Source organism: Glycomyces sp. NPDC021274, from assembly GCF_040641195.1.
In the GTDB taxonomy this organism is placed as follows: domain Bacteria; phylum Actinomycetota; class Actinomycetes; order Mycobacteriales; family Micromonosporaceae; genus Glycomyces.
In genome coordinates, this window is sequence record NZ_JBFADC010000007.1 from 275,093 (window position 1) to 292,199 (window position 17,107).

Genomic DNA, 17,107 nt, shown 5'->3' on the forward strand with positions numbered 1-17,107 from the left:
CGGACGACGACTGGGATACGCAGGTCTTTTCACTGCTTCCCAACCGAGCCGCTCCCACTGCTGACGATCGCGGTGGCCGGACCCCGCCCTCCTCGCGGAAGCCCCTTCTCGACGATGCCAGAGAAGCCGAGAAGACGCGCGACACCGCCCGGGCGCGAACCGACGCCAAACTCGCTCGCCAGGTCGCCGCCATAGCCAGCTTGGCCGCAGGTGTCGTTCACGTCTTCGCGACCCCTGTTCACTGGGGGGAGTGGCCCCTGGCCGGGGCCTTCTTCGCCGCCACCGCAGGCTTCCAACTGCTGTGGGGCCTGCTGGCCTTCCCGATCGGGAACGTCTTCCTCCGAGTGGCGGGGATTCTAGCCAACATCGGGTTCCTCGGGCTCTGGGGAGTCAGCCGCGTGTGGGGCGTGCCGTTCGGCCCCCACGCCGGCGTCCCCGAAGCATTCGGCGCGGCCGACCTGATCACCGCCGCACTAGAAGTCGCCATCGTGGTCGGACTGCTCTGGTCGCTGCTGCCGCGCGAGAGTCACGGCGTGCTGTCCGTCGGCGGCTATCGAGCGGTGGTCGTGCTGGCCTTCGTCGTGCTCGGAGCGATGGCGGTCCCGGGATCGACTGCCGCACTCGAGCACAGTCACTCGCACGACCCTGGGACCGCCGACCATGAGGACGACGGCCACGACCACGAGCACGGCACCGACGAGAACATGGACATGGACTCCCCAACAAACCCGGAGGCGAGCACCGACCCCGACCAGGAGGGAACCCCGCCCGCTGAAGAAGAGGATCACACCCATGCCCCCGGCGAGGAGCACGACTAACCCCGCGCCGCCGCATCCGTTGAAGAGCACTGGGTTCTGCACATGTGCGGTCGGCCTGGCATGGAGGGACGTCAGCTCTGTTCCACGTCAATCGGCCCGAACATCCTGTCCCCATCGAGGTATCGACTGGGTGTGGTGCCGACCGTTCGGCGGAACGCCGCGAGGAACGCACTGGGAGTCGCGTATCCCACGGCGCGCGCGACACGCACCACGGGCTGACCTTCGGCGAGGAGGGACAGCGCAGCGCGCAAGCGCACTTGAGTGCGCCAGCGATCGAAGCTCATGCCAGTGTCCTGGGTGAACAGTCGGGTCATCGTGCGTCGGCTGGCGCCGACCGCGCGTGCATGGGCGTCGAGGCTCCGCTGGTCCGCGGGGTCGGCAAGGAGCGCGTCGGCTACGGCCCGGGCACGTTCGTCAACAGGGAGAGGGACATCGATTGGCAGGGACGGCAACGGCCGCAGCAGATCCAGTACGACCGCCTCGGCCCGCAGCCGCGGCGCTTCATCGAGGTCGCTCCGCTTGAGGTACGCGATCAAATGGGCGAGCAGCCCATCGACGCCGACCGGCGTGGGCTCGGACCAGTCCAGGCTGCACTGTTCGGGCTCGATGTAGAGGCTGCACAGCACCGCCTCGCGTGTGGCACCGGTCCGGTGGACGACTCCGGCGGGGATCCACAGCGCCCGGGTGGGCGGGAGCACCCAGTACGTGTCGTCCACCGCGATGCTGAGAACGCCGGTGCGAGTCCAAGCCAGTTGATGCTGTGGATGGTGGTGCGGAAGAATCCATTCGCCCGACGCCAGAGGAAAGTCACCGACGACGATTGCGCCGACTCCGGGCGGGACGGTTCCTTCAAACGGCACGGCCATGTAGGCATCCTATGGCCTCAACGCGACATCATCAGGCCTCGTAGCGCATTGTGGTCACCATGGCCGACGAATACCGTCGGCATATGTCGATCACCTGTCTACTCCGCAACTCCGCCCATGCCGCAGAACCGCAGGTCGATAGCCAGAGGCGTCAGCCATGAGCGCAGCATCGACGTTGACCGCTCGCCGCGGTCCGGCGCTGGCGGTCCTGTGCTTCGTCCAGTTCATGCTCATCCTCGACGACAACGTCGTGAGCATCGCACTGCCGACCATCCGTGGCGACCTCGGATTCAGTGCCACGGGCCTGTCATGGGTCGTCAATGCTTACTTCCTCGCCTTCGGCGGCCTCCTGCTGCTGTTCGGGCGCGCGGGCGACTTCTTCGGCCGCCGGCGCGTGTTCCTCACCGGCGTCGCGCTCTTCGGTGCGGCAAGCCTCCTCTGCGGCGTCGCCCAAGAACCATGGCAGCTCGTCACCGGCCGATTCTTCCAAGGCGGGGGTGCCGCCATGGCGAGTCCCGCCGCGCTGTCGCTGATCACGCTTCTGTTTCCCGGCAAGGAGGAACGCACCAAAGCGATCGGTATCTGGGGTGGCATCGCCGCTCTCGGCGGCACGATGGGTTTGGTGATCTCAGGGGTCCTGACCGACCTGACCTCGTGGCGCTGGATCTTCCTGATCAATCTGCCCGTCGCCGTGGTGGCACTGATCCTGCTTCCCCGCCTGGTTCCCGAGAGCCGCGCGACGGTTCGCACTCGTTTGGACGTGCCCGGTGCGGTGCTGGGCACCGGTGCCGCCGTGAGCCTGGTCTGGGGCCTCCTCCGTGTCGGGGAGTCGAGTTGGACGGACAGCGCTGCGGTCGGGTCCTTGCTCCTGTCCGCCATCATGACCGTCGCGTTCCTCGCGGTGGAATCGTGCTCGAGTGCGCCGCTGGTGCCGTTGTCCTTCTTCGCGTTGCGCACCCGCGCCGTCGCCAACGCCGCGACACTGCTGTTCTCCGCCTCGTTCTATGCGATGGCGTTCCTGCTCATGATCCATCTGCAGAGCGTGCTTGACTACGGGCCGCTCGAAGCCGGCATCGCCTACCTGCCCTATTGCGCGGGCATCTTCGCAGGCATGTGGCTGTCGACGCGCATGGCGACCAAGCTCGGAGCGCGCTGGACGCTTGTGGCGGCGTTCTTGATCAGCGCCGTTGGACTCGTGATGCTCTCCGGTGTCGCGCGAGGTGACGACTACGCCTCCGCGGTGCTCCCCGGCATGCTCGTCACGAGCCTCGGGTGCGGTCTGACCTTGCCCACACTGTCGGTGGCGGCACTCGCGGGCACCAACGAGGAGGACGCCGGTCTCGGCTCGGCGATCTTCAGCTCGGTGCAACAAATCGGCGGGGCGGTCGGCGTGGCAGTCTTGATCTCCTTGGCCACGTGGCGCAGCGAGGGATTGACCGGCTCTGTTGAGCTCTTGTCGGCTAGAACCTCGGGATTCTCGTTCGCGCTTGCGGTGGCTGCGGTCATCCTGGTCTTCGGCGCCGCCTTGATCGCGGTGCTTCTTCGCGGCCCCCGAACTTCCGACGCAAAGTCTGCTGAAACACCAGGGCGCCCAATGGCCCGAAGCACTGCGGAGTAACCATTTCTGAGGGCGCCTGGGGTGGTGCGGATCAGCTCCACCCCAGGCGTTCGAGTTATTCCTGATGGAAGGAGTTCCCGAGTCGAATTCGCTCCGAGGCTGGGACGACAAGGCTCGGGTAGCGAGGCACGTGGATGTTCTCCGCCAGGAGTGTGAGATCCAAGCCCCAGCTGAACCGCCGCCTCCATCGGTATCTTTCTTCGGCGTTGTGGAGCGCCTGACGAACCTCGGATTGGTTCCAGGCGTTGACCGCTCGCAGTTGGCTGACGACCATGGACAGCTCACCCCGAACCGACGCCCTGCCCGCGTGCTGGACGCGATGGCAGTCCGGACACAGCGCGACAAGCCGAGCGAGTCGCTGAACTGCCGAGGTTGAGGTGACCTCGAAGTGCCAGAGCTCGTGGCAGTCGGGGCGCCGTGGCCTGTTGGTGTCAGGGTCGTATCCGGGCTGGCCGCAGACTTCGCAGCGGTTGAAGGCCGCTTCGCATACGGGGATGCGCAGGCGGTCCCAATCGGCCTTGGAGAGTATGCCGCGGAGGTTCGAGCCCCACACGCTCTCCGGCAGCATGTCCGGGTAGATCAGGCCGGGGCCGATGGGGAGCGCGTCGAGGTAGACGGGTTTGGGCGCGGGAGCGGCACTCTTCCTGCACTGGTGGCGGTTCCTGCGACCGAAGCTTGGCAGTTTCATGCTGCGGTTCCTGCCTCTCCGCCGCTAAGTCGTTTGGTCAGCTCGGCTTGCAGGGCCGCCATCTGGGTAAGCAGCTCCTCGTTTGAGAGAGGTTGACGCTGGGTCGGGATGCTTCGAAGATCCCGGTCATCATGCTGGTGCTTGCGCACCTTGTCGAGGGCGGCGAGGGCGGTTTCGTCTGCGTTGTGGACCGTGTGGAGATAGCGCTCGGTGGTGGTGATGCTGCCGTGGCCGAGCCGTTCCTTGACGACCATGAGGTCGGCGCCTCCGTTGAGGAGCCAGGACGCGTGCGCGTGGCGCAGCAAGTGCATCCGGATGTCGACCTTGATCGCGGCCTTCTTCAACGCGGGCTTGATGATCTGCTCGCGGAACCAGCGGTTGGGGATGTGACCGTCGGTGTCCCAGCGGCGGCCCGGACGCGGATCGTCCTTTCCCTTGGCGCGGCGGGAACGCCGGTAGGACGCCATTGCCCTTCTGCAGTGAGCGCACCGGCATTTCCCGGCGGTGTAGGCGCTCATCGTGCCGTGGGCGTAGGTTCGGCCTCTCGCGTTCGGCTTCGTCCTGCCCGACGGGGGAGTGAGACAGTGTGCCGAGTTCGGGACGCTCGACCCATGGCGTAGCGGTGCGTACCAGAAGAGGAGGTCGTCCTCCTCCAGTGAATGCGCCGTGATGTGGGCGTCGATCCTCGTAGCGAGATGGAGTGCCACCTTGACGATGCGGTAGCCGCCTTCTTTGGGATAGTCCTTGACGAAGAACCGCTTACCCTCCGGGTGGAACTCCGGGCGCACCTGGACCACCGCGCGGCTGATCGTGAATGCGCGCTGATCGGTATCCCAGTCCTTGACTCTGAATTCGGTCAGCTCGCCCCAGCGTGCTCCGGTTTCGATGCCGGTCTCGACGAGCAGCTTCGACATCTCGTCCGGCAGGGCCTCGTAGAAGGTACTGAACTGGTCGGGGGTGATGATCTTGAGCGGCTTCTGTGCGACCGGGTCGGTCTTGACCAGCAGGCACGGGTTCTCGGCGATGTACTTGTCGTCGACCGCGCTGCTGAGGATTGAGCTGAGGAGCTGCTTGAGACGCTTCCTGGTGGTGGCCTTGACGCCCAGCTGCTTTAGCTCGGTCAGCCACTCCTTGATGTCGGTGGAGTAGATGTCGAGCATCGGCAGGTCGCCGAAGAAGTCCATGATGTGCGCGTAGAGCTGGTAGGTGTAGACCTCGCGGGTCTTGACCTCCACCGTGACGTTGGGAAGCCAGGTCTCCTCGACGTAGGTTCGGAAGGCGATCTGACCGCGGACGAGGTGGTCGCCGCGCCGCGCGTTGACTTTGGCCTCGGCGTCCTTCCAGGCCTTGTCGGCTTCCTTCTTGGTGGCGAATGTGCCGGCGGATCGGCGGTCGCCGCGGCGGTCGAAGTACACGGCGGTCCAGCGCCGCTCGCCCTTGGAGTTGAGTCGCTTCAGGGAGCATCCCATGGGGGTTCCATCCTGTTCTCGTTGCTGGTTCGTTGCTCAGATGAACCGCGATCGAGCGGTGCCCGCGGGGACTCCTCGGTACGTTTTCGAGGTGTGTATCCGCAGGTCAGGATGGAAGTTATTCTGGAATCTCGCTGGCGCCCAGGGCCTTCGCAAATACGACAGGGCCGGGCTCATAACCTGGAGGTCGGTGGTTCAAATCCGCCTCCCGCTACAAAGAAAGTCCAGCTGAGAGCCGGTTTCCTCGAAAGAGGGGACCGGCTCTTCTGGTTCTCGCTTGTCGTTCGCTTGCTGTGACTCCCCAGGATGCCTCGGTACTCTCGGGCATGGAATACTTAGCTTCTATGACTTGGGTCACTGTCGATTTCACGTGGCGCGGCGAGCGTGTCCGCGGGCAGCTGCTGCAGCGCACCACTTCGATTGATCTCGGGCCCTGTCGACATCGACGCGCGCAGCAGACGATCATCGCTTCTCACATCAATTTTCTAGAGTTGCTATGGATTGCTAGTTGAAGTTGGATGGTGGGCATGGCAAGCAGGTCTTCATCGGGGGGAGCCGCAGCGGCAGGTGGTGTGGGTTTCGAAGCTCAATGCTTGGCTTGGATTGCCGCCCATCTCCTCGCTGAGCAGCGGCTTCCGGAGTGGGCTACTGGTGCACGTGTGGCCGGGGTCGGAGGTCAGACAGCGCGGCCGGTAGATGACATTGGTGCTCTCACCGAAGACGGCGGCTGGGTTCAGGTTCAGGCGAAGAAGGGTATGTCTCTCGGAACGACATCAGATAGTCCCCTGGGCGAGGCCCTGGCCCAAGTGGTGGAGGCGGCACACAAGGGTGTGCCGCAACGGCCGCCGTCTGAGGGAGCACGTCCGCTCGATCCTGAAATCGACTGTCTACTGATCCTAGGAGATCACAAGTCGCCACAGACAGTGGCGACCGCGCTCAGTAACGTCGTACGACGTCTCCGCCGTTGGCCTAGCAGCACTCCTCTCACTGAAGCTGCGACGAATGAGAATGAACGTACGGCACAGGAGGTGCTGTTTCAGCATCTGCGGCGGTGCTGGCTGGAGCAGCAAGATGACACGCTTACAGATCCTGATCTGCGGCTCCTCCTTCGCTCGCTCGGCGTCTTCTGCCTGGAACTGCATGAGGGCGGTAGCGACAGTCGCGCCGCGCAAGTGATGCTCACAGAGCTGGTTTCCGATCATGAAAAGGCGGAAGCCCTCTGGCGCGCATTGGTTGCGATAGGGGTACAGCTGGCCACCGATCGGACCTGGGTCGACCGAGCAGAGCTGGTAGCGAAACTTGAGATACAAGGGATCGTGCTTCGGCCTGTCGCCCGCTTGCGCCCTGACATCGAACAACTTCGACGTATCACAGCCGCTAATCTCGATCCGATCTCGAACGAAATAGCTCTCGCCACGCCTGAAGGGCACCTGGTAGTTCCAAGAATCCTTGAACCTGTGCTGGCAGAAGCCACCGGCAACTTGGCAGTCTCTGGTGAACCGGGTACCGGCAAGACCGGCCTGCTGTGCACCCTCGCCGCCGACCTACTCTCGCGCAATCAAGATGTCGTACTCCTCAGCGCCGACCAGTTGCGCCCCACCGCTGGGCAATCGAGGGAGGAACTCAACCTCAATCACGACATCGATGCAGTCCTGCAAGGCTGGACAGGCACCCACCCCGCAGTCCTCATCCTCGACGGTCTTGATCAGACCCGCGGAGGAGACCCGTCAAGCTGGCTGTTCAAGCTGGCACGCACTCTCAAAGACAGTCGCTGGAGAATCGTTGCAAGTATCCGCAGCTTCGACCTTGCCCACAGTGACCGATGGAGGGCCACGTTTCATGGCGAACCGATCGATCCTGCACACATTGACCCTGCCCTCAGCAACGTCCGACATCTCCGTGCAAGCGACTTCTCCGTTGAGGAGCTGCGCTCAATCAGCGACACTAGCCCCGGTCTCGCCCGGCTGCTCGACGTCGCCGAGGGCGGGTACCGTCAGATCCTCGCCAATCCGTTCAACCTCAATATCGCTGGCCAGCTCCTCTCCGAAGGGGCGCTTACTGAGACAGACCGGTTCGACAGCCGCCTGGATTTGCTGGACCGATACTGGCAGAGGCGGGTAGTCGGCGATGACGCTTCGGGTTACGACCGCTCGAACACGCTCAGACTGGTCGCCGAACGAATGCTGGCGAAACGCAGGCAGCACCTCAACCTCCCTGCAGAGCTCCCCTCCGCAGTTTCAGGGAGCGTGGTGTCGGGGCTCGTCAGTGACAATGTGCTGCGTGAGTTGCCACGAGTGCTCGGTCAGTCGCACGCTCCGATCACCTTTGCGCACCCAGTTTTGTTCGACTACGCTGTCGCTGTCCTGGCGCTTGGTGACGTTACGGATTCGCAGAGTCTCGCAGATCGACTCGACGCCGACCCAGATCTCGCTCTAGTGGCTCGCCCCAGTTTGGACTACCGGCTCGCACTCGAGTGGCGCAGAGACTCGTCCCGCCACGGATTCTGGCGGCTGGCATTGCGATTGGCAGCCTCAGACCCCGGGCACCAAATTGCAGCTGCTGCCGCCGCCGCAGTCTGTAGCCGAGAAGTGCGAACACTTCGAGACCTTGCTGACCTCGTGAGCGCCTGTAAGAGCAGGCCAGGAAGTGCTGTACGACAGGGATGGACTGTCGCTGACGCGCGAAAACTTGGCTTCTTGATTGCTGCCGCGATCGGTGCCGCAGAACACAATCCGCCGCAGCTGGAGGCATACAGCGCCTTCACCGCAGAGTTGGCCGACCTCGCTCACACCAACGATGATGTCGACCTCGCCCTGTTCACCTCCCAATTGCTCACCCGCGCTGCTGGCAGGCGCAAACTCGATCCGGATTCACCAACAGCCCGAAATCTGGTCCAAACGGCAATCGCATGCATGGATGTCGCGCTGGCAGACCCCTCGGCTGACGGGCGACCGCGGCTCAGCGCAGGCGCGGCCAACGTGTTCGCGACAGCGGCAGTCCTCGACCCGGACAGAACCAGGCCTGCACTCATGGCGGCGATCTCGAGCGTGACCATGAGCGTCTGGGACTACGACGTAGTGCGACGCCTCATCGACCAACTCCCAGCGATCACTGTCAAGGACCCCACCGCTGCCGTCGAGATCGGTGCGAGCGTCTGGGAGTTCGAAGAAACCCGAGACGAACCCACGTCGATGATGCATAGCCAGATCTTTGATCTGAGGAGCAACCGGAAGCAGGATCTTGAGAGCCTCCGCCACACCGTAGGCGATGTCTTCCCACAAATGGCAGCGAACAACCTGACGGCTGCGGCGCAGCTTCTGCTGCGCATTATCGAACAGCCCCAGATGTTCCAAGGCTGGCATACAGCTACCACTGTGGGATCGCCACCGCACATCCGCTACGGCGACAACCTGTCCTACACAGGCGGCCACGGCGCCGCCGCCTCCATCGCCGACGCACTAGTCGACCAACTCCATATGGCTTCGGATCGTGTCCTGGACCAGGGCTTGCAGACCGGCTCCAATGAAGTGCAGTCACCTGGCACGGACTTGGACCAAGTCGTTGACCTGCTGGCCGAGAAGCTCACGCACAGCGGAGTCTGGGAGCGGCTCCTCTACCGCGCAGCGTCCGACCCGTCGCCGACGATGGCCCGGCGCCTGGCACCTCTGCTCAGTCGCAGCATGTTCATGTGCGACGACACATGGCTCGCGGCGGGCCATGTGTTTCAGCGAACATCCCCAGCGCTCGAGGCGGAAGAACACCACACAATTGAGGCAGCAATCCTGTCCGCCACCGAGCCCTCCCGCGGTCCCGACCAGGAACGATGGCTCTTGCGCCGACGCGACACGCTTCTGCGCGCTGCTGACCCGAAACGTATCAGACATCCCGCCGCCCAGGACCACCTGCAAAACCTGAAGACCAGTGGAAGGGAGAGCAGGCCACTGCCGCTCCTCGTCTCGCCCGAAGAACGACACGACGCAGAGTGGATGGTCGAAGACGACGAGGCCCCCCAGGCATCGGGCGCCGACTCCGGGCTCAATCGGGCCTTGCGTGAAGTCGCCGGCGCCGTTGAACAGGTCCAGTCCAACCACGACGAGCAACGTGCTGCAGGCTGGAGGCGCCTGGCTGATAGCTGGCTAGACCTCAGCCAAGCACTGGAATCTCAGATCGACCGTGACCCCTCGAACGACCACGAATCGCAACTGGTACTCATGCGCGGTGCCAGAAGCCTGGCACACCACTCTAAAACCCTGCCAGACTCTGAATTGGGCTCCCGCGTCTTCGCTACCCTGCGGGCGGAACTGCCGCCCGTCGCTGAACAGCAACCAGGTGACCCCCTGCCCACAGGCTGGAATGGTTCGTGGGGCGTGACCGTCAGTACGGAAGCGCTGCAAGGCATCGCCACCCTAATCTGCTGGTCGACCTGGCGAACCGCACACGGTGAAGAGCTCTCGAGCCTCCTGCACCCTTACCTGGACTCGCCAAGCCCTATCTATCGACTGATCAGCGGTCAGGTACTTGCCTCGATATTTAGCAGTTCAGCAGAAGTGCTGCAACAACTTGAAATCCGGCTCGCCCGTGAGCGCCACAACCCCGTTCTCGTGGCCCTGATGCAGGTGCTGCGAAGGCAGGTCTCCCAGAGTCCTCTTGAAGTAGATAGCATCCTTGATCGGCTTGCGGCAAAGCCGTATTGGGCGATACTTGCCGCTGAACCAGAAGCAGACGAGACCTTGAAGAGTCAGGATCACCTCGATATACCTCTTCACGCGATTGCTGGCCTGGCGGCAGTACATGACAGTCCCTATGCGAGACGAACTGTCGAAGCATGGCTGTCGCAGCCGCTCGCAAATCCCAATCGGACTATCAGAGTGATTTCCTACCTGCGTGACTACCTCAATCCGCACGAACCCTCGCTGCTGGAAGCGCAAGAGTGCGCCTTCAAACTCCTAGAACTCCCAGTCGATCCAATATGCTCCGCCTGGCGCGAACTAGCAGGGATGGCCACACGTTCACCCGACCAGGACAAGATTCTTGGTGACGCCGTGGGCATTGCCGAGGGAGCAACCTCGCAAATCTATTACGCAAGTGGTGCCACCTCGCGGAAGAAGGAAGAGTCACCGCAAGAGCCAGATGAGAGAGATCTTGATAGGTTTTCGGAGTTTGCGCTACCGATGCTCGAAAAGTATGCGGCCGTTCACTATCCTGCGGTGGTGCACCATGTAGTCGAGAGTATTGACTACATCGCGGACCTTGATCCGAAATACGCCCTACTCATCGCAACACAGGCAGCAACAGCAAATGAGTCGTATGCGTATGAGTCACTTGCCGTTGACGCAGTATTGAAACTGATCAGACGCTACATGGGCAATCACCGCGACCTCATCCTCGACGACGCTGAATGCACTTCGGCAGTTCGGAAATTGATCGAATCGCTAGTGCAGGCGGGTTGGGAAAAGGCCATCCGGTTCGCGGAAGAAATGGATAGGTACTTTCGCTGAGAACCGGTTTCCAGACGGCCTGTAGATGCACTGGTCGGGGAGCGATGAGGAATTCTGGCTCCTCGTTTCGGCTTTCGAACCCGCTCGATCATCGCGTGCCGTTCTAACGAGACTGGCAACTGGGGAGAGGATCTGCGCCCGTGGCTGCGCTCCTTGACCTCGGATCGCTACTGTGGTGCATCCCTGGCCACTTCGCTTCTTTGTGCCTGTGGTGCCCTTCTTGCCTGCTCGTAGGTGTTGTTCCTGAGCAAGCTAGTTCAAATCCGCCGTGCTGCATAAGTCCTGTTCCTCTCCATGAGCGGAGCGTCGAGTCGTTGATGCAACCGAACCCGCGAGTAGAGCGTGTCGCCTTGGTAGATAACCGTAGTTTCTCAGCGTCACAAGGCGGCTAGGTCGATTTGGGTAAGAACGAGGAGAATTGATGGGAACCGAGACTGCAAGACGTGGGATGTACCTGCGACGGCTCGCACTGAAGAACTTCAGGTCAGCCTATGACGTATCCATTGATTTTCAATCCGGGATCACACTGATCGTCGGAGAGAACAACTCGGGCAAGTCAAATGTCATCGAAGCTCTCCGGCTCGCGACCGCTCCGCTGAGTCGGCGGGCCACGCGGTGGTTCGCCGTGTCCGATCTGGCCCATGGGAGGGAAGGCCAGGAAGCCGAGGTCCGCGTCGAGTTCTCAGATCTGACGGATTTCCAACGGGCGCATTACGTCACTGCCTTGGACGTCAAGGCCGATCAGGCGATCTACACCGGCAGATTCCGATCAGACTCGACCCGTCGGTACCGAGTGGGGTCCCGCTTCACGGCCGGTCCCGCCGACAGTGCAGAAGCGGAGCCGGAGAAGCGCGAGCAGATCGCGCATGTCTACCTCGCTCCGTTGCGTGATGCGCAGAAAGAATTGGACTCAGCCGAAGGCAATCGGCTCGCCCGGATCATCCAGCACCTCACGACCGAGGAGCAGCAAGACGAGTTCCTGAAGCACGCGAATGACGCATTTGAGGGCATCAAGCAGCATGGCGTGCTCGAAACGACCACCAAGGCCATCCAAGGGCACCTGAGCAAACTGACGAATGCCGTCCGCGCGCAGGATGTCAAAGTCACCTTCACCGAGCATGAGCTGAATCGCCTGACGCGGAGTATGCGGGTCAAGATGGCCGAGCATGGCGTCGAACCGACTGACCTGATCGAATCCGGGCTCGGGTACGCCAACCTGCTGTACATGGCGACCGTGATCCTCGAATTGCAGAAGGCGCGGGACGCCGAGCTCACTCTGTTCCTGGTGGAGGAGCCTGAGGCGCATCTTCACCCCCAACTCCAGGCCGTCCTTCTTGAGTACCTCCGTGAGCAGGTCGAGGCGTCTCCGGAGGACGATGCGCACGGGCCGGCCGGACGTATCCAGGTTATCGCCACGACGCACTCACCGAACCTGGCCAGCAGCGTCGGTATCCAGAACATCGTGGCCCTGCGAACCGTGGTTCAACGAGAATCCATCGCCTCCGAGGACGGGACATCCACGGAGGTCGCGCTTCGGAAGACCAAGGCGCTCGCCCTGGCGAGTCTCGATCTGACGGAGTCGGAGCGGCGCAAGATCGATCAGTATCTCGATGCCACCAGGGCAGGGCTGCTCTTTGCACGACGGGTGATCCTTGTGGAAGGGATCGCCGAGGCGGTGCTGCTCCCCGTGATGGCACGCCACAGCGTGTTCAAGGATGCTGAGGATCTGAAGCGCGCATTCCGGGGCGTCACCATTGGCAACGTCGGAAGCGTCGATTTCAAGCCTTACATCACCTTGCTGCTCTCGGAGGTGAACGGCTGCCGGCTGCTCGATCAGCTCGTCGTGGTCACAGATGCCGACCCCCAACTTCCTGAAGAGGAGAAACCTAAGAAATCCCGTGCTCAGGAAGCGTCCGAGGACGCTAAGAAACCTGATTCGGCATCTGCGACAGCGGATCAAGGATCCACACCAACTGATGCGGAGGGAGATGACGGCAAGAAGATCTACAACCGCAAGATCGATCTTGAAGCGCACGCCAGCAGCATTGGAGCGGCTGGGCGGCTGATCGTCGCCGAAGCCCCGCACACGCTCGAAGCCGATCTTCTTGAGCCCGATGGGAATCGCCCGATCCTGGAGAAGGCGTACCTCAAGCAGCATCCTCGAAGCCAGGAGAAATGGGACACAACACTTTCCCACCGCCTGGGGCCGGAGTTCGGACTGTACAAGGCGCTCCGGCTCGACGACAAGTTCATCAGCAAGGGCGAATTCGCCCAGGACATCGCCGTATTGATCGCCAGCGATGAGCCGTTCACCACTCCGGACTATCTCACCACCGCCCTCAGGGCATCGGTCAACGACCACAAGGGCCGCCAGTGAGCGACGTGAGCCTCACCGATGACCAGAAGATCCTCGTCAACGCCGACGTAGACCTGTTCGTCGCAGCATGCCCCGGCGCAGGAAAGACCCGTGCCATGGTGGCACGCTTCCTCAAGCGTGCCTCTGAGGAAGACCGGCGAGGTATCGCTCTCGTATCGTTCACCAACACGGCAATCGACGAGGTCCGCACGAGGTGCGGGTATCGAACCGACGTACTCAGCGCGCCCAACTTCGTAGGGACCTTCGACGCTTTCCTGCACCGCTTCATCGTCACGCCGCTGTATGTCGCCTTCTTCAAGGTTCACCCACGGTACGTGCAGTCGTGGAGCGAGGTGCAAGGCACGAAGTTCCGCATGGCAACCGGCAAATCTGCAGATGTCGACCTTGAGTGGTTCGACTTCGACGACCAACTGCGGGCCACAATCGACATGGGCAGGGTCGACCGGAACTTCGGCAACGCGGAAGCCAGGAAGAAGCTGAGGGGGCTCCGCTTGGAGGCAGAGCAACGTGCTGCCCAGGTCCTCCGGAGCCTGCTCCGAGCGGGAACGGTCAGCTGCGACACTGCACGATTCCTCGCAGAGATATGGATCTCGAATGACAAGTACCGCCCGATCCTCGGCGGACTGCTTCGATTTCGGTTTGCCGAGATCATCGTCGATGAGGTCCAGGACTGCGGCCGCGAAGAACTGCTGATCCTGGAGTTCCTTCGGGACCTGGGCATCCGGATGGTGACAGTAGGCGATCTCGACCAGGCCATATACGAGTTCCGAAGCGCAACGCCGACCAAAGTTCACGAGTTCGGAACCACACTGACCTTGCAACCAACGCTTGTTGAGAACTGGCGGAGCAGCCCTGCGATCTGCGCCTTCAACAACTCGCTACGGTCGCAGACCATGATCGAGAAGCCTGTCGGCGATACCGCGGCGGTCGGAACTCCTATCTACCTCGTCACGTACGCCCAACTCGATCAAATCCTTCCTGCCGCGCTCTCCATATCCAAGCAACACGAAGTGCATACGGATGAGCTCGTCCTTCTCGCTCACAAGCGGAAGGATGCACTGCGCGCGGCTGGCATGGCAGCGTCAGGAGAGCTCGGGAGCAACCGGGTGGCCGCGATCGCCGACGCCGGTCTCAAACTCCGCTCCGCGGAGACCGACGCCGTTGCCCGCCGTGATGCCGTCCGAAGGGTCGAGAAGGCAGTTCTCGCGGTATTGGACGATGGGGGAGATCTCCGCTTCAAGAGCATCGAGGGAGCTTGTGCTGAGCTCGGAATCGACGAGCGCCGGCTCCGAGAAGCCTCCGTTCGCATGGCGGTCAGTTTGTCAGCGCAGGGGAAAACCCGCGGCCAGTTCGCGCGTGAGGTGAGGGATTATTTTCGAGACGTGCAGTGGACGGAGCTCAAACCCGTTGCACCTGAACTCGATGGACTCGGGAACTTGATTCAGGCGCCGACCGAAGAGGTTTGGAACGGCATGTCGAACCGTGGTCAGCTGCTCGTTCAATGTTCGACGGTGCACGGAGTCAAAGGCCGCGAGTTCAAGGGGGTTGGGATCGTGATTCCTAGCTCGCTCAGGCCGAACGAAGGATCTGGCCGTACGCTGCTTGACGACTGGGAACACGGTAAAGATTCGGAAAGTCGCCGAGTGCTATACGTCGGTGGGTCAAGGGCGAAGGAACTGCTGATGGTCTTTGTTCATCAGAAGCATCGTGATCAGGTGGCAAGGATCCTAGATACCTCAGCCGTCCCGATTGTGCAGATCAAAGCTTGATTCCTACCCAGGTCAGATCTGATCTACTGTACGAGACATCTGAAGCTTCAGATCTCTTTTTCGGGACGAGGGGGTCGCAGGTTCAAATCCTGTCAACCCGACAACGGACATTAGGTCGGTTACACCTTATGTCACTTTGTACAGGCAGTGCTCGCCAGTTGGCGGCACTATCGTGCGGCTCCCCCAAAGGGAGCCGCACGTCGCAGTATCGGGGTGAAGACACCTCGGCATGGAGGATTCGCCCCAACTGGTTGAATCGCCCTGGTTTGCGTGAGAGACCTATCCGTCGAACACCTCATGCGTGAGGCGGGGCGTTTCAATGACGTGACCCGCGCAGCCATCACTTTCTCTCGCAGTCACTTTCCGGAGCGGCTGTGGATGCGGGGTGGATGGTCCTGGCGCGTACCAGTTGAACGCCCTGGCCCCGGCCGATTTTCGAAACCAGAGGTTCTCGGTTCGAGTCCGAGGCGGCCCACCATCATCTCTGCCGCGACCAGCGTTACTGCTAATCGCGGCGGTTTCCTTTTGACCGCCTGATGGTGGTCGGCAACCGTTCGCTTCGGTCATCTGTGGATGGGCCGGGTCTGCGGTCCTTATGGACAGTGGGGTTCGCGGCGGAGCGACTTTCAGCGCGAACAGATCATGTGCCGTAACTGGTTTGGTGCCACCTGGTGAGGACTTCGCCTAGGGTCCGGCTGCGGAGGTAGTTGGTGATCTTGTGGAAGTCGAAGGGTGCGATGGTGCCGTGGAGGTCTTCGTCGACGCCGGTGAAGGCTTTCGCTATCCCGCCGGGTGGGATCGCGATGAAGTCGCCGCGGTCGGCGAGGTTGCTCCACTGCCGTACGCCGGGAGGTCGGGCGCCGAGGCCGTCTACTGGCGTGGGTGTCAGGCGTGGGTGGAGCTGCGGGACCGCTAGCGGTGAGCCGATGGTGATCAGCAGCGGGATTTCGAGCTGGTGGGCCCAGAGGGTTTCGTAGGCGACGATCGAGCCCAGTGAATGCGCGATGACGATATCGGCGCCTTCCATGGCTTCGGCGACCGTCTCGATGACGTCTGCTTTCGGGGTGAAGCCGGCCCCTGTTCGTAGGAATGCGGCGACTTCGGAGACGAAGCGTTCCAGGAATCGGGTGACCTGTTGTTCCGGTAGCTTCCAGCGGTTCGCGAGTGCGGCGATCGCGGCGCGGGCCGGCCAGGTGAGTGGGCCTTGGGCGCCGGTGGTGTCCGGGTTGTACGAGGCGTCGAGGAACGCGGCGAGGAGTTCCTGGGCGTCGGGGGTCAGGCCGTTGCCTTGCGCGCCGGGCTCGATCAGCAGGTGCGAGTAGTAGGCCGGATGTAGGTCGATTTGGTCGCCTGCGTGCCATGGAAGTGTCTGGCACTCGCTCAGTGCCGACAGCCATTGATCGGTGTAGTAGGGCACCGCTTCGGCGGGGGCTCCTCGATATCGGCGGATGCCGTGGACGACAGCGACTCTCACAGGTGACTCCAGGGTTTCTGCGGTGGTTCGAGGAGCATGAGTTCCTGTCCGTAGGCCACCAGCAGTTGTGTCGGTGGAGCCAAGGCCAGGGCCGTGACACTTGCGGGAAGGTTCAGACGGTCCACTTCGGTCTCAGTGTCGAGATCCCACACCCGTACCGTCCGATCCTGGCTGCCGGTGATGGCGACCGGGTGACCCACGACTTGGCCGAACGCCACGGCCGTTACCGGGCTAGTGTGGCTGGTTATGACTGACCGTTCCGAACCGGTGTCCAGGTCCCACATCCGTACCGTCCGATCCTGGCTGCCGGTGATGGCGACCGGGTGACCCGCGGCCTGGCCGAACGCCACCGCATGTACCGGGCGGGTGTGGCCGGTCATGACTGACCGCTGTTCACCGGTGTCCAGGTCCCACACCCGTACCGTCCGATCCCCGCTGCCGGTGATGGCGACCGGGTGACCCGCGGCCTGGCCGAACGCCACCGCATGTACCGGGCGGGTGTGGCCGGTCATGACTGACCGCTGTTCACC

The 17,107-nt window shown here is 62.5% G+C and carries 9 protein-coding genes, 1 tRNA gene and 1 pseudogene; 6 read left to right on the forward strand and 5 right to left on the reverse strand.

Translation table 11 applies throughout. The features are described 5' to 3' along the window. The first annotated feature begins 200 nt into the window (after positions 1–200). A complete protein-coding gene (locus tag AB0I03_RS17705; RefSeq protein WP_360413808.1) occupies positions 201–818 on the forward strand; it encodes a hypothetical protein in 618 nt (205 codons plus the stop codon). A 71-nt stretch (positions 819–889) separates the two neighbouring features. Here AB0I03_RS17705 and AB0I03_RS17710 read toward each other — a convergent pair whose 3' ends face one another. Then, positions 890–1,684, reverse strand: a complete 795-nt coding sequence (locus AB0I03_RS17710) for a helix-turn-helix transcriptional regulator (RefSeq protein WP_360413811.1) — start codon at positions 1,682–1,684, stop codon at positions 890–892. Positions 1,685–1,841: 157 nt separating this feature from the next. Between AB0I03_RS17710 and AB0I03_RS17715 the strand changes: the two genes are divergently transcribed. After that, positions 1,842–3,302 (forward strand): MFS transporter, encoded by a 1,461-nt coding sequence (locus tag AB0I03_RS17715; protein ID WP_360413814.1) that lies wholly within the window; start codon positions 1,842–1,844, stop codon positions 3,300–3,302. 55 nt (positions 3,303–3,357) lie between these two features. Here the strand turns inward: AB0I03_RS17715 and AB0I03_RS17720 are convergent, their stop codons facing one another. Next, complete coding sequence (locus AB0I03_RS17720; RefSeq protein ID WP_360413817.1) at positions 3,358–3,990, reverse strand: hypothetical protein; 633 nt, start codon at positions 3,988–3,990, stop codon at positions 3,358–3,360. After that, positions 3,987–5,459, reverse strand: coding sequence for a tyrosine-type recombinase/integrase (locus tag AB0I03_RS17725; protein WP_360413820.1), 1,473 nt, complete (start codon positions 5,457–5,459; stop codon positions 3,987–3,989). Before AB0I03_RS17725 ends, AB0I03_RS17720 begins: the two co-directional genes overlap by 4 nt. Before the next feature lie 1,028 nt (positions 5,460–6,487). Between AB0I03_RS17725 and AB0I03_RS17730 the strand changes: the two genes are divergently transcribed. From AB0I03_RS17730 to AB0I03_RS17745, 4 genes are all read left to right on the forward strand, one after another. Beyond that, positions 6,488–10,957 (forward strand): hypothetical protein, encoded by a 4,470-nt coding sequence (locus AB0I03_RS17730; protein WP_360413823.1) that lies wholly within the window; start codon positions 6,488–6,490, stop codon positions 10,955–10,957. Positions 10,958–11,378: 421 nt separating this feature from the next. Next, positions 11,379–13,334 (forward strand): AAA family ATPase, encoded by a 1,956-nt coding sequence (locus tag AB0I03_RS17735; protein WP_360413826.1) that lies wholly within the window; start codon positions 11,379–11,381, stop codon positions 13,332–13,334. After that, positions 13,331–15,103: a UvrD-helicase domain-containing protein gene (locus AB0I03_RS17740; protein ID WP_360413829.1), complete on the forward strand. Its 1,773-nt coding sequence runs from the start codon at positions 13,331–13,333 to the stop codon at positions 15,101–15,103. Before AB0I03_RS17735 ends, AB0I03_RS17740 begins: the two co-directional genes overlap by 4 nt. Before the next feature lie 397 nt (positions 15,104–15,500). Then, positions 15,501–15,581, forward strand: a tRNA-OTHER gene (locus tag AB0I03_RS17745). 162 nt (positions 15,582–15,743) lie between these two features. Here AB0I03_RS17745 and AB0I03_RS17750 read toward each other — a convergent pair. Beyond that, on the reverse strand, positions 15,744–16,577 hold the full coding sequence (locus AB0I03_RS17750) for a hypothetical protein (protein WP_360413832.1): 834 nt from the start codon (positions 16,575–16,577) through the stop codon (positions 15,744–15,746). Next, positions 16,574–17,107 (reverse strand): annotated as a pseudogene (locus AB0I03_RS17755) (hypothetical protein); the annotation flags it as partial. The pseudogene AB0I03_RS17755 and the gene AB0I03_RS17750, both read right to left, overlap by 4 nt.

Excerpts from the sequence above, each read along its gene's own strand:
- AB0I03_RS17720 (WP_360413817.1), bottom strand. The coding sequence starts at position 3,990 with ATGAAACTGCCAAGCTTCGGTCGCAGGAACCGCCACCAGTGCAGGAAG.
- AB0I03_RS17725 (WP_360413820.1), bottom strand. The coding sequence starts at position 5,459 with ATGGGATGCTCCCTGAAGCGACTCAACTCCAAGGGCGAGCGGCGCTGG.
- AB0I03_RS17735 (WP_360413826.1), top strand. The coding sequence starts at position 11,379 with ATGGGAACCGAGACTGCAAGACGTGGGATGTACCTGCGACGGCTCGCA.
- AB0I03_RS17710 (WP_360413811.1), bottom strand. The coding sequence starts at position 1,684 with ATGGCCGTGCCGTTTGAAGGAACCGTCCCGCCCGGAGTCGGCGCAATC.
- AB0I03_RS17715 (WP_360413814.1), top strand. The coding sequence starts at position 1,842 with ATGAGCGCAGCATCGACGTTGACCGCTCGCCGCGGTCCGGCGCTGGCG.